At 56.0% G+C, this 12803-nt stretch carries 8 protein-coding genes, 2 tRNA genes and 2 rRNA genes; 5 read left to right on the forward strand and 7 right to left on the reverse strand.

Annotated elements, in window-relative coordinates:
* Positions 1–34 precede the first annotated feature (34 nt).
* The 4 genes from AC3ITA_RS20045 to AC3ITA_RS20060 all read right to left on the reverse strand — a co-directional run bounded on the left by AC3ITA_RS20045 (position 35) and on the right by AC3ITA_RS20060 (position 4990).
* Positions 35–2928, reverse strand: a 23S ribosomal RNA gene (locus tag AC3ITA_RS20045).
* A 241-nt stretch (positions 2929–3169) separates the two neighbouring features.
* A tRNA-Ala gene (locus AC3ITA_RS20050) sits at positions 3170–3245 on the reverse strand.
* A gap of 9 nt (positions 3246–3254) precedes the next feature.
* Positions 3255–3331, reverse strand: a tRNA-Ile gene (locus AC3ITA_RS20055).
* Between the two features lie 122 nt (positions 3332–3453).
* Positions 3454–4990: ribosomal RNA gene (locus AC3ITA_RS20060) — 16S ribosomal RNA — on the reverse strand.
* Together the 16S and 23S rRNA genes with 2 tRNA genes alongside form the textbook arrangement of a ribosomal RNA operon.
* A 613-nt stretch (positions 4991–5603) precedes the next feature.
* On the opposite strand from AC3ITA_RS20060, the gene rhtA reads away from it, so the two are divergent.
* Together rhtA and AC3ITA_RS20070 are read left to right on the forward strand one after the other, a co-directional pair.
* Positions 5604–6491: a threonine/homoserine exporter RhtA gene (gene rhtA, locus AC3ITA_RS20065; protein ID WP_095945815.1), complete on the forward strand. Its 888-nt coding sequence runs from the start codon at positions 5604–5606 to the stop codon at positions 6489–6491.
* 169 nt (positions 6492–6660) lie between these two features.
* Positions 6661–6942, forward strand: a complete 282-nt coding sequence (locus AC3ITA_RS20070) for a hypothetical protein (protein WP_150673634.1) — start codon at positions 6661–6663, stop codon at positions 6940–6942.
* Between the two features lie 14 nt (positions 6943–6956).
* Here the strand turns inward: AC3ITA_RS20070 and AC3ITA_RS20075 are convergent, their stop codons facing one another.
* On the reverse strand, positions 6957–7517 hold the full coding sequence (locus tag AC3ITA_RS20075) for a TetR/AcrR family transcriptional regulator (protein ID WP_489278283.1): 561 nt from the start codon (positions 7515–7517) through the stop codon (positions 6957–6959).
* Positions 7518–7610: 93 nt separating this feature from the next.
* Here AC3ITA_RS20075 and AC3ITA_RS20080 point away from each other — a divergent pair, with 93 nt between their 5' ends.
* Complete coding sequence (locus AC3ITA_RS20080; RefSeq protein WP_150673632.1) at positions 7611–8339, forward strand: SDR family oxidoreductase; 729 nt, start codon at positions 7611–7613, stop codon at positions 8337–8339.
* A 36-nt stretch (positions 8340–8375) separates the two neighbouring features.
* The gene (locus AC3ITA_RS20085; RefSeq protein ID WP_095945819.1) at positions 8376–8966 is read left to right on the forward strand and encodes a 2-hydroxychromene-2-carboxylate isomerase; all 591 of its coding nucleotides are present in this window, start codon (positions 8376–8378) and stop codon (positions 8964–8966) included.
* On the opposite strand, the gene AC3ITA_RS20090 is transcribed toward AC3ITA_RS20085, so the two are convergent.
* Positions 8963–9961 carry a zinc-dependent alcohol dehydrogenase family protein gene (locus tag AC3ITA_RS20090; protein WP_489278284.1) on the reverse strand — a complete coding sequence of 333 codons (999 nt, stop codon included), beginning with the start codon at positions 9959–9961 and terminating at the stop codon, positions 8963–8965. The two genes, AC3ITA_RS20085 and AC3ITA_RS20090, sit on opposite strands and share 4 nt — an antisense overlap.
* 103 nt (positions 9962–10064) lie before the next feature.
* Here AC3ITA_RS20090 and AC3ITA_RS20095 point away from each other — a divergent pair, with 103 nt between their 5' ends.
* Entirely contained in the window at positions 10065–10982 is a 918-nt protein-coding gene (locus AC3ITA_RS20095) for a LysR family transcriptional regulator (protein ID WP_489278285.1), read from the forward strand.
* Here the strand turns inward: AC3ITA_RS20095 and AC3ITA_RS20100 are convergent.
* Positions 10975–12783, reverse strand: a complete 1809-nt coding sequence (locus AC3ITA_RS20100) for an aminopeptidase P family protein (RefSeq protein ID WP_414928974.1) — start codon at positions 12781–12783, stop codon at positions 10975–10977. The two genes, AC3ITA_RS20095 and AC3ITA_RS20100, sit on opposite strands and share 8 nt — an antisense overlap.
* Positions 12784–12803: the final 20 nt, after the last annotated feature.

A 12803-nucleotide genomic window follows, 5' to 3' on the forward strand; every position in this document is an offset into this window, starting at 1 on the left:
TTCAACTAGGAGCATCAAATTGCTTGGGTGTTATATGGTCAAGCCTCACGGGCAATTAGTATTGGTTAGCTCAACGCCTCACAGCGCTTACACACCCAACCTATCAACGTCGTAGTCTTCGACGGCCCTTCAGGGGACTCAAGGTCCCAGTGAGATCTCATCTTGAGGCAAGTTTCCCGCTTAGATGCTTTCAGCGGTTATCTTTTCCGAACATAGCTACCCGGCAATGCCACTGGCGTGACAACCGGAACACCAGAGGTTCGTCCACTCCGGTCCTCTCGTACTAGGAGCAGCCCCTCTCAAATCTCAAACGTCCACGGCAGATAGGGACCGAACTGTCTCACGACGTTCTAAACCCAGCTCGCGTACCACTTTAAATGGCGAACAGCCATACCCTTGGGACCGGCTTCAGCCCCAGGATGTGATGAGCCGACATCGAGGTGCCAAACACCGCCGTCGATATGAACTCTTGGGCGGTATCAGCCTGTTATCCCCGGAGTACCTTTTATCCGTTGAGCGATGGCCCTTCCATACAGAACCACCGGATCACTAAGACCTACTTTCGTACCTGCTCGACGTGTCTGTCTCGCAGTCAAGCGCGCTTTTGCCTTTATACTCTACGACCGATTTCCGACCGGTCTGAGCGCACCTTCGTACTCCTCCGTTACTCTTTAGGAGGAGACCGCCCCAGTCAAACTACCCACCATACACTGTCCTCGATCCGGATAACGGACCTGAGTTAGAACCTCAAAGTTGCCAGGGTGGTATTTCAAGGTTGGCTCCACGCGAACTGGCGTCCACGCTTCAAAGCCTCCCACCTATCCTACACAAGCAAATTCAAAGTCCAGTGCAAAGCTATAGTAAAGGTTCACGGGGTCTTTCCGTCTAGCCGCGGATACACTGCATCTTCACAGCGATTTCAATTTCACTGAGTCTCGGGTGGAGACAGCGCCGCCATCGTTACGCCATTCGTGCAGGTCGGAACTTACCCGACAAGGAATTTCGCTACCTTAGGACCGTTATAGTTACGGCCGCCGTTTACCGGGGCTTCGATCAAGAGCTTCGCGTTAGCTAACCCCATCAATTAACCTTCCGGCACCGGGCAGGCGTCACACCCTATACGTCCACTTTCGTGTTTGCAGAGTGCTGTGTTTTTAATAAACAGTCGCAGCGGCCTGGTATCTTCGACCGGCGTGGGCTTACGGAGCAAGTCCTTCACCCTCACCGGCGCACCTTCTCCCGAAGTTACGGTGCCATTTTGCCTAGTTCCTTCACCCGAGTTCTCTCAAGCGCCTTGGTATTCTCTACCCAACCACCTGTGTCGGTTTGGGGTACGGTTCCTGGTTACCTGAAGCTTAGAAGCTTTTCTTGGAAGCATGGCATCAACCACTTCGTGTTCTAAAAGAACACTCGTCATCAGCTCTCGGCCTTAGAATCCCGGATTTACCTAAGATTCCAGCCTACCACCTTAAACTTGGACAACCAACGCCAAGCTGGCCTAGCCTTCTCCGTCCCTCCATCGCAATAACCAGAAGTACAGGAATATTAACCTGTTTTCCATCGACTACGCTTTTCAGCCTCGCCTTAGGGACCGACTAACCCTGCGTCGATTAACGTTGCGCAGGAAACCTTGGTCTTTCGGCGTGGGTGTTTTTCACACCCATTGTCGTTACTCATGTCAGCATTCGCACTTCTGATACCTCCAGCAAGCTTCTCAACTCACCTTCACAGGCTTACAGAACGCTCCTCTACCGCATCATCCGAAGATGATACCCGTAGCTTCGGTGTATGGTTTGAGCCCCGTTACATCTTCCGCGCAGGCCGACTCGACTAGTGAGCTATTACGCTTTCTTTAAAGGGTGGCTGCTTCTAAGCCAACCTCCTAGCTGTCTAAGCCTTCCCACATCGTTTCCCACTTAACCATAACTTTGGGACCTTAGCTGACGGTCTGGGTTGTTTCCCTTTTCACGACGGACGTTAGCACCCGCCGTGTGTCTCCCATGCTCGGCACTTGTAGGTATTCGGAGTTTGCATCGGTTTGGTAAGTCGGGATGACCCCCTAGCCGAAACAGTGCTCTACCCCCTACAGTGATACATGAGGCGCTACCTAAATAGCTTTCGAGGAGAACCAGCTATCTCCGAGCTTGATTAGCCTTTCACTCCGATCCACAGGTCATCCGCTAACTTTTCAACGGTAGTCGGTTCGGTCCTCCAGTCAGTGTTACCTAACCTTCAACCTGCCCATGGATAGATCGCCCGGTTTCGGGTCTATTCCCAGCGACTAGACGCCCTATTAAGACTCGCTTTCGCTACGCCTCCCCTATTCGGTTAAGCTCGCCACTGAAAATAAGTCGCTGACCCATTATACAAAAGGTACGCAGTCACCTAACAAAGTAGGCTCCCACTGCTTGTACGCATACGGTTTCAGGATCTATTTCACTCCCCTCTCCGGGGTTCTTTTCGCCTTTCCCTCACGGTACTAGTTCACTATCGGTCAGTCAGTAGTATTTAGCCTTGGAGGATGGTCCCCCCATATTCAGACAAAGTTTCTCGTGCTCCGTCCTACTCGATTTCATGACCAAGAGATTTTCGCGTACAGGGCTATCACCCACTATGGCCGCACTTTCCAGAGCGTTCCGCTAATCTCAAAGCCACTTAAGGGCTAGTCCCCGTTCGCTCGCCACTACTAAGGGAATCTCGGTTGATTTCTTTTCCTCAGGGTACTTAGATGTTTCAGTTCCCCTGGTTCGCCTCTTGCACCTATGTATTCAGTACAAGATAACCATCTTATGATGGCTGGGTTCCCCCATTCAGACATCTCCGGATCAAAGTCTGTTTGCCGACTCCCCGAAGCTTTTCGCAGGCTACCACGTCTTTCATCGCCTCTGACTGCCAAGGCATCCACCGTATGCGCTTCTTCACTTGACCATATAACCCCAAGCAATCTGGTTATACTATGAAGACGACATTCGCCGAAAATTCGATTGAGCTCCTAAGAGCAACTCACAAATTTTACCTTAGCCTGATCCGTTACCAGTGAAAGTAACGTTCAGTCTATCTTTCTATCACATACCCAAATTTTTAAAGAACGATCTAATCAAAAGACTAGAAATCAATATTCACGCTGGAATATTCATTTCTAAACTCTCAAACGCTTCGAAGCAGTTAATGGTGGAGCCAAACGGGATCGAACCGTTGACCTCCTGCGTGCAAGGCAGGCGCTCTCCCAGCTGAGCTATGGCCCCATACAAAATTGGTGGGTCTGGGCAGATTCGAACTGCCGACCTCACCCTTATCAGGGGTGCGCTCTAACCAACTGAGCTACAGACCCAATTTCGAGCGCGTAACTGTTAGCTTGGAGCTATCAGCTTGGAGCTTAAAGCTGCTTCTATCGTCTTCTTCAATGAATCAAGCAATTCGTGTGGGAACTTATGGAGCAGCTGAGTCGTCGATTAAGGAGGTGATCCAGCCGCAGGTTCCCCTACGGCTACCTTGTTACGACTTCACCCCAGTCATGAATCACACCGTGGTAACCGTCCTCCCGAAGGTTAGACTAGCTACTTCTGGTGCAACCCACTCCCATGGTGTGACGGGCGGTGTGTACAAGGCCCGGGAACGTATTCACCGCGACATTCTGATTCGCGATTACTAGCGATTCCGACTTCACGCAGTCGAGTTGCAGACTGCGATCCGGACTACGATCGGTTTTGTGGGATTAGCTCCACCTCGCGGCTTGGCAACCCTCTGTACCGACCATTGTAGCACGTGTGTAGCCCAGGCCGTAAGGGCCATGATGACTTGACGTCATCCCCACCTTCCTCCGGTTTGTCACCGGCAGTCTCCTTAGAGTGCCCACCATAACGTGCTGGTAACTAAGGACAAGGGTTGCGCTCGTTACGGGACTTAACCCAACATCTCACGACACGAGCTGACGACAGCCATGCAGCACCTGTCTCAATGTTCCCGAAGGCACCAATCCATCTCTGGAAAGTTCATTGGATGTCAAGGCCTGGTAAGGTTCTTCGCGTTGCTTCGAATTAAACCACATGCTCCACCGCTTGTGCGGGCCCCCGTCAATTCATTTGAGTTTTAACCTTGCGGCCGTACTCCCCAGGCGGTCAACTTAATGCGTTAGCTGCGCCACTAAGAGCTCAAGGCTCCCAACGGCTAGTTGACATCGTTTACGGCGTGGACTACCAGGGTATCTAATCCTGTTTGCTCCCCACGCTTTCGCACCTCAGTGTCAGTATCAGTCCAGGTGGTCGCCTTCGCCACTGGTGTTCCTTCCTATATCTACGCATTTCACCGCTACACAGGAAATTCCACCACCCTCTACCATACTCTAGCTTGTCAGTTTTGAATGCAGTTCCCAGGTTGAGCCCGGGGCTTTCACATCCAACTTAACAAACCACCTACGCGCGCTTTACGCCCAGTAATTCCGATTAACGCTTGCACCCTCTGTATTACCGCGGCTGCTGGCACAGAGTTAGCCGGTGCTTATTCTGTCGGTAACGTCAAAACACTAACGTATTAGGTTAATGCCCTTCCTCCCAACTTAAAGTGCTTTACAATCCGAAGACCTTCTTCACACACGCGGCATGGCTGGATCAGGCTTTCGCCCATTGTCCAATATTCCCCACTGCTGCCTCCCGTAGGAGTCTGGACCGTGTCTCAGTTCCAGTGTGACTGATCATCCTCTCAGACCAGTTACGGATCGTCGCCTTGGTGAGCCATTACCTCACCAACTAGCTAATCCGACCTAGGCTCATCTGATAGCGCAAGGCCCGAAGGTCCCCTGCTTTCTCCCGTAGGACGTATGCGGTATTAGCGTTCCTTTCGAAACGTTGTCCCCCACTACCAGGCAGATTCCTAGGCATTACTCACCCGTCCGCCGCTGAATTCAGGAGCAAGCTCCTGTCATCCGCTCGACTTGCATGTGTTAGGCCTGCCGCCAGCGTTCAATCTGAGCCATGATCAAACTCTTCAGTTCAAACATCTTTGGGTTTTGAGAAAACCCTAAACTTGGCTCAGCAATCGTTGGTTACATCTTTGATTTCTCGCGGAGTAACTTGTGATGCTGATAATCTGTTGACTAGCAGTCTGACTCCACAAGCACCCACACGAATTGCTTGATTCAGTTGTTAAAGAGCGGTTGGCTAAGATCTTTCGTCTCAACCGAGGCGCGCATTCTACAGCAGCCTCATTTGCTGTCAAGTGATTATTTTCTGAAGCTTTCAAAGTTTCCTTTGTAACTTCAACCACTTGCGCTTCAGATCTCTCATCAGCGGGAGGCGAATTCTACAGCGTTACACGCTGCTGTCAACACCTCTTTTTCAACTCCCTTTCGGCTTCGATGAACTGAAGCAACCTGCTGCCGAAAACTGCGTAACTCATTGTTTACCAAGGAGTTTTCCGTTTCGACTGCGCCGGAAGTGGGGCGAATTATAGGCCTCCAGAATCTGCCGTCAAGCACTGATTCGGGTTTCTATCGATATGTGCAAAAACACTGCGTATATATAGACGCGCCCGCATGGAATGCGCAGTATATTGCCCAACACAAATAGAAATACCCTTGATTCCTATATTTCGGACGATGCCACGTAATGAATGACCAGCCTCGCAGCCTAGCCTCTACTCTGTTCTCGGTTGGGCTGCTGCTCATAGCCATGGCGTCGATCCAGTCCGGAGCCTCCCTGGCCAAAAGCATGTTCTCCGTTGTCGGCCCTCAGGGGACGACAACATTACGACTGATTTTTGCCAGCGTGATCATGATGCTGATACTGCGTCCATGGCGGGCAAAACTCACGGCAAAATCCCTGCGCACCGTCATCGTCTACGGCATGGCGCTGGGCGGCATGAACTTCCTCTTCTATATGTCATTGCAAACTGTCCCGCTGGGTATCGCAGTGGCGCTTGAATTCACCGGCCCACTGGCGGTGGCAATCTACGCCTCGCGTCGTGCGATCGACTTTTTGTGGATCGCCCTGGCAGCCGCCGGCTTACTGTTACTGATACCGACGGGAGAGGCGACCGCCGGCATTGATCTGGTAGGCGCCGGTTATGCCTTGGGTGCAGGGGTCTGCTGGGCACTGTACATTTTGTTCGGTCAAAAAGCGGGGGCCGACAATGGCGTGCAAACCGCCGCACTCGGGGTAATGATCGCGGCGCTCTTCGTAGCCCCTATCGGTATTGTCCATGCCGGTTCCGCTCTATTGACCCCGTCATTGATTCCTGTGGCCCTGGGCGTCGCCATCCTGTCCACCGCCCTCCCCTACACCCTGGAGATGGTCGCGCTGACCCGCATGCCGGCCAGGACCTTCGGCACCCTGATGAGTATCGAGCCAGCCTTCGGCGCGCTATCCGGCTTGCTGTTCCTTCATGAGTACCTCTCGCTGTCACAATGGATGGCCATCATGTGCATCATTTTGGCATCCGTCGGTGCCACCATGACCATGAGCTCAGCCGCCAGACCAGCAGTAGCGGCAGATTGAAAGCGGATATGACACGGCTCTGGTATTTGCCGCTCAATTAGGCCATGTTTAGCCCCGCACCCCAGAGTCATGCCATGGACCATTTCAGATAGGGATATCGGTACGCGTCAAGCAAAAGCGAATGCAGCCAGACCCGGGCACAAGATCCGGGGACGCTATAAGGACAGTAATGAACCGATTTTTGATACTGGTCGCCGCACTTGCAATTGCGGGCTGCGCAGCGACCTCGGAAACACAGATCAAGCACGGCAGGAAAGGGCTACACATCAACTGTTCCGGACTGTCTTCATCCTGGGACAAGTGCTACGCCAGCGCAGCCAACTCCTGCGCGCCCAAGGGATACAAGGTCATCGCCAAGTCGGGGGATGCCGTGGAAGAGCCCGGCGACTACCCATTTGGCCTCAATCCAGCGGGCTATACCAGCCGCAGCATGATTGTCATCTGCAAATAGGCAGGGCCATTGCGTCAGGTTCTCGGACCTGCGATCTGACGGCCGATTTCCTCGTAGCTGGACTTCAGCACTGTGCGCTGGATATCCGGGCTAGCCAGCATGCGCGCCACGACCAGCGCGCCAATACATTGCGACAGAATCGCCCACGCCAGGCTGTCGCTTTGCAGAACACCCGCCCAACGTTCCTGAAGCCGACAAATCCAGAGCTCCGCTTGTTGGCGGACAGTCAGGTCGGAACGGGCAATTTCCGCCCCCAATGCCGGCAATGCACATCCGGTTTCCGGATTCTCGACATGAGACATACTCAGGTACTGCTTCAAGCAGCGCTCAAGCTTGTCACGGTCCTGCCCCTCCCCCAGTCGCGTCAGGCTTTGTCCCAACTCACGTTCGACAATGCTGGCGAACAACTCGTCTTTCGACGAGAAGTGGCTATAGAAGGCGCCGCCACTCAAGCCAATCGCTTTCATCAGGCCGTCCACGCCTACCGTTGAAAATCCGGACTTCTTGGCCGATACCGCACTGCTCTCCAGCAGCCTTTGCCTGGTTTCCAGCTTGTGACTGGCCGAATAACGCATTGTCCTTCCCCCTGGATTGCTCACCTTGACGTCTGTCGAATCATAGCATAACGTTCGTTTAGTTAACGATCGTTTACCAAAAGGGATCTACCCATGAATAACAAGAAGGTCGTACTGGTCGTCGGTGCAGGTGATGCCACGGGCGGCGCCATTGCCAAGCGTTTCGCCCAAGAGGGTTTTGTCGCCTGCGTCACCCGCCGCAGTGCGGACAAGCTCCAGCCACTGGTGGATGCCATCAAGGCCGATGGTGGCGAGGCACACGGTTTCGCCTGCGACGCCCGCAAGGAAGACGATGTGGTGGCACTGGTCGAGCAGATCGAAAGCGAGGTCGGCCCCATCGAGGCATTCGTGTTCAACATCGGCGCCAACGTGCCGTGCAGCATTCTCGAAGAAACCGCCCGCAAGTATTTCAAGATCTGGGAAATGGCCTGCTTCTCGGGGTTTCTCAATGCGCGGGAAGTGGCCATACGCATGGCCAAGCGCCAGCGGGGCACAATCCTGTTCACAGGTGCCACTGCAGGCCTGCGTGGCGCAGCCGGGTTCGCCGCATTTGCCGGTGCCAAGCACGGCATTCGTGCACTGGCGCAAAGCATGGCCCGAGAGCTCGGACCGATGAATATTCACGTTGCCCATGTCGTCGTCGACGGCGCCATCGATACCGACTTCATCCGTGACAGCTTCCCCGAGAAATACGCGACCAAGGATCAGGACGGCATCCTCAACCCCGAACACATTGCCGAGAATTACTGGTACCTGCACAGCCAGCCCCGCGACGCCTGGACTTTCGAACTGGACCTGCGCCCCTGGAGCGAACGCTGGTAAGCCCTCCCCTACAACAATAAGCAGAGCGCACCGAACATGAGCAAAACCGTGGAATTCCTTTTTGACCTGGGCAGCCCCACCACCTACCTGGCCTATACCCAGTTACCTGCAATCTGCGAGCAAACCGACAGCCAGCTGATCTACATCCCGATCCTGCTCGGCGGTGTGTTCAAGGCCACCGGCAACGCCTCCCCGGCGACCATTCCGGCCAAGGGTCGCCACATGATTCAGGACCTGGACCGTTTTGCCCGGCGCTATGACGTGCCACTGAAGTTCAATCCGCACTTCCCGATCAACACTCTCGTGCTGATGCGTGCCGTGACCGGCATTCAGTTGCACCAACCCGAGCGTTTTTTTGCCTTCATTGACTGCCTGTTCAAGGCCCTATGGGTCGACGGCCGCAACCTCAATGACCCGGCAACCGTGGCGGCGGTGCTGAGCGACAACGGTTTCGATCCCAATGAGGTGCTGGCACTGACCGCCGACGAAACAGTCAAGGCAACGCTCAAGGACAACACCGAGAAAGCAGTGCAGCGCGGTGTATTCGGCGTGCCAAGCATGTTTGTCGATAACCAGCTGTACTTCGGCCAGGATCGACTGGACTTCGTGCTCGAGGCCCTGAGTTAAATCTCGACCACCAACCGCCCCTTTGCCGCTCCTGACAAGAGCAGTACATGGGCGGCTTCTGCCGATTCCAACGTGAACGAGTGCGGGTCAAGCAATGGCGCGAGCTTGCCCGCTTCAATCAACTGCGCCGCCTCGTGCAGAATCTCGCCGTGATGCTCACGCCCCTTGCCGGTCAGGAGCGGCAGCAAAGTGAAGACACCGGAGTAAGTCGCCCCGCGAAAGGAAAGCGGTGCCAGACTGTGCTGCCCCCACCCCAGGCAACTGAGCACATGACCGTGATACATCCGTGCCGCCTTGAATGACGCATCCAGCGTTTCCCCCCCTACTGTGTCATAGACAATGTCGAAACCCTCACCGGCCGTATGCTCAGCCACATAATCTTCAACCGAAGACTTGCGGTAATCGATAAAGGTCGCGCCGAACCCTTCGATAATCGACTGCTGCCCGGCAGAACCCGTGGCAAAAACTTCTGCGCCAAAAGCGCGGGCAATTTGCACCGCTACATGGCCAACACCACCGGCACCACCATGGATCAATACCTTCTGCCCGAGCCGGACCCGAGCCCGGTCGACCAGACCTTCCCAAGCGGTGATCAGCACCAGCGGCAAACCGGCAGCCTCACGCATGCTCAAGTTGTGTGGTTTGCGAGCCAACAATCGCGCGTCGACCACCGCGTACTCGGCCAATGAACCTTGGATACCACCTATACCGGTGGCCATGGCATATACGTCATCCCCCGGCAGCCAACCACTGACGCCCTCCCCCAACGCCTCTACCGTCCCAGCCAGATCCATCCCCACTATCGCCGGCAATGGTTGAGCCGCATGAACCGCCTGCCCGGAGCGGATTTTGCCGTCCAGCGGATTCACGCCGCTGGCCTTGATCCTGACCAGTACCTGCCCCGCCTGCGGCATGGGCCGCGCAATGGAAACCAAACGCAATGGCGCATTGGCCGAGTCGACCATCAGAGCGCGCATATTCAGTGAGTCAGTCATTTCGTCATGCCCCATCAGAAGTGGATGTGGGGCCATCTTGCCTCGCTCAATTCATGCCGATAAGACGCTATATCGCTATAGTGATCATTCCACTACAGCATCAATGAGCGATCCCGTGGACAAACTCAATGCAATGGCGATTTTCGTGCGGGTGGTCGAACGGGGCAGTTTTTCCGCGGTTGCCCGGGAGTTGCAGACCAGCCAGCCGACCATCAGTAAAGTGCTGCAGGCACTGGAAACCCGATTGGGCGGAAAGCTGATTGCCCGCAGTACCCGCAAGCTGTCCCTGACGGACGAAGGTCGGCGGTACTACAACGAATGCCGCCGCATCCTCGCCGCCGTGGATGCGGCGGAACATAGCTTTCAATCCGGTCGGGAAAAGGTCGCCGGACCGTTGAAAGTCGGCTCGTCGGTCAGTTTCGGACGTTTGCAGATCGCCCCCCGCCTGCCGGACTTTCTCAGACACTACCCTGACGTACAGATCGACCTGCAACTCAGCGATCAAAACCAGGATCTGGTCAGCGAAGGGCTGGACGTGACTTTCCGGATCGGAGCCCTGAACGACAGTGGCCTGATCGCTCGCCTTGTCGGTAGCACCCACCGTGTGACCGTCGCCTCCCCTGACTACCTCAGGCAAAACGGCCAACCGCAAACACCGCAGGAACTGGGCGGGCACAACTGCCTGATGTTCAACCTGTTGAGCAGTCAAAACCTGTGGCTGTACACAAAAGACGCCCAACGCCACGAAGTGCGGATCAAGGGCAATGCGCAGAGCAACAATTCCGAGGCGATCCGCGAAATGGTGCTGGGGGGATTGGGGATTGCGTTGTCACCGGTGTGGCTATTCAGCGAAGATCTGAGCGCCGGCCGGGTGAGCGCGATTTTGCAGGACTACAGTACGTTGTCGCTGCCAATTTATGCCGTATCCCCGGCGAATCGTCGCCAATCCGCCAGGGTCAAAGCCTTTGTCGACTACATGGCTCAAGCGCTGGAAAAAGCACCTGAGCTTCACATCAGATAGCCGCAGTACGGGTATTCAGCCACTCCAGCGCGGCACCTTCGACCAACGGACTCAGGCGCTCGCGCACTTCAGCGTGGTAGGCGTTGAACCACTGCTTTTCCTCGTCCGACAGCAGCGAAGTTTCCAGGCAGCGCGTATCGATCGGGCACAGGGTCAGGGTTTCGAACTTGAGGAACTCGCCAAATTCGCTTTTGCCTGCCTCACGGTTCATCGCCAGGTTTTCGATCCGCACCCCCCAACGACCCGGACGATAGGTGCCCGGTTCAATGGACGTGATCATGCCCGGTTGCATCGCGGTTTGCGGTGCAGGTGCGGCCTGATAAGCGATGACTTGCGGACCTTCGTGGACGTTCAGGAAGTAGCCGACGCCATGACCCGTGCCGTGACCGTAGTCGACACTTTCCGCCCAGATGGGCGCACGGGCGATGGCATCGAGCAGCGGCGACAGGATGCCTTTCGGGAACTGCGCGCGGGATAAGGCAATCACGCCCTTGAGCACGCGGGTGCAATCGCGCTTTTGCTCATCGGTCGGTGTGCCCACCGCAACCATCCGCGTGATGTCGGTGGTGCCGCCCAGGTACTGGCCGCCGGAGTCGATTAGCAGCAGGCCGTCCCCTTCGATCACCGCGTGCTCTTCTTCGGTGGCATGGTAGTGCGGCATCGCGCCATTGGCGTTGAACGCGGCGATGGTGTTGAAACTCAGCGACACATAATCCGGACGACGCTCACGGGCGGCGGTGAGTTTTTCGTCGATGGTCAGTTCGGTGATGCGCTCGCGCCCCAGTGCCGAGTCCAGCCAGGCGAAGAATTCGCACAGCGCTGCGCCGTCCTGTTCCATGGCCTGACGGATGTGTTCGGCATCGGCCAGGCTTTTTTGCGATTTGGCCAGGGTGGTCGGGTTCAGGCCTTCGATCAGCTTCACCCCGCTGTCGAGGTTATCCAGCAACCCCGCCGTGACCCGCGCCGGGTCGACCTGCAGGCTCGCACCGCTCGGCACGGCGCGCAGTGCGGCGGCGACCTCGCTGTAATCGCGTAAGGTCACGCCGTCCTGTTCGAGGATGACGCGCAGCTCGGCACTGACTTTGCTCAAGGCGACAAACAGCGTGGCCTGTTGCTGATTGATCAAGGCGAAAGAAACAAACACAGGGTTGAACGACACGTCGCCGCCACGCAGGTTGAACAGCCAGGCGATGTCATCCAGGGTGGCGATGAAATGCCAGTCGGCACCTCGCGCCTGAAGGGTTTCACGCAGTTTGGCGAGTTTTTCCCCACGGCTGACGGTCGCCTGTGGCGGCAGGTGCTGATAGATCGGTTCGTTCGGCAGGCCCGGGCGATCGCTCCAGACGCCGCTCAACAGGTCGATGTCGGTGCGCAGGCGGGCGCCACGCTCTTCAAGTTTGCCGCCCAGGGTCCGTGCCGATGCCACGGCCATGACCGCGCCATCGACCGCGACAACGCCGCCCTCGGGGGTTTGCTCGGCCAGCCATTCCAGTGGCCCGGGTTGACCCGGTTGCAGCTTGACCAGATCAATGCCGCTGCCCTTGAGCTCCTTGCTCGCCTGCTCCCAATAACGGCTATCGGCCCAGACGCCGGCAAAGTCCGGGGTCACGATCAGGGTGCCGACTGAACCATGGAAACCCGACAACCACTGGCGCCCTTGCCAATAGCCCGGCAGGTATTCGGACAGGTGCGGATCGGCCGACGGCACCAGCAAGGCGTGAATGCCCTCCCGGCTCATCAGTTCGCGGGTTTGCGCCAGGCGCTGGGGCACCGATCCATTGATCGAAAGCTGCGTATTCATCGTGTCTCCTGCTAATCACT

Source organism: Pseudomonas sp. GL_090, assembly GCF_057837765.1.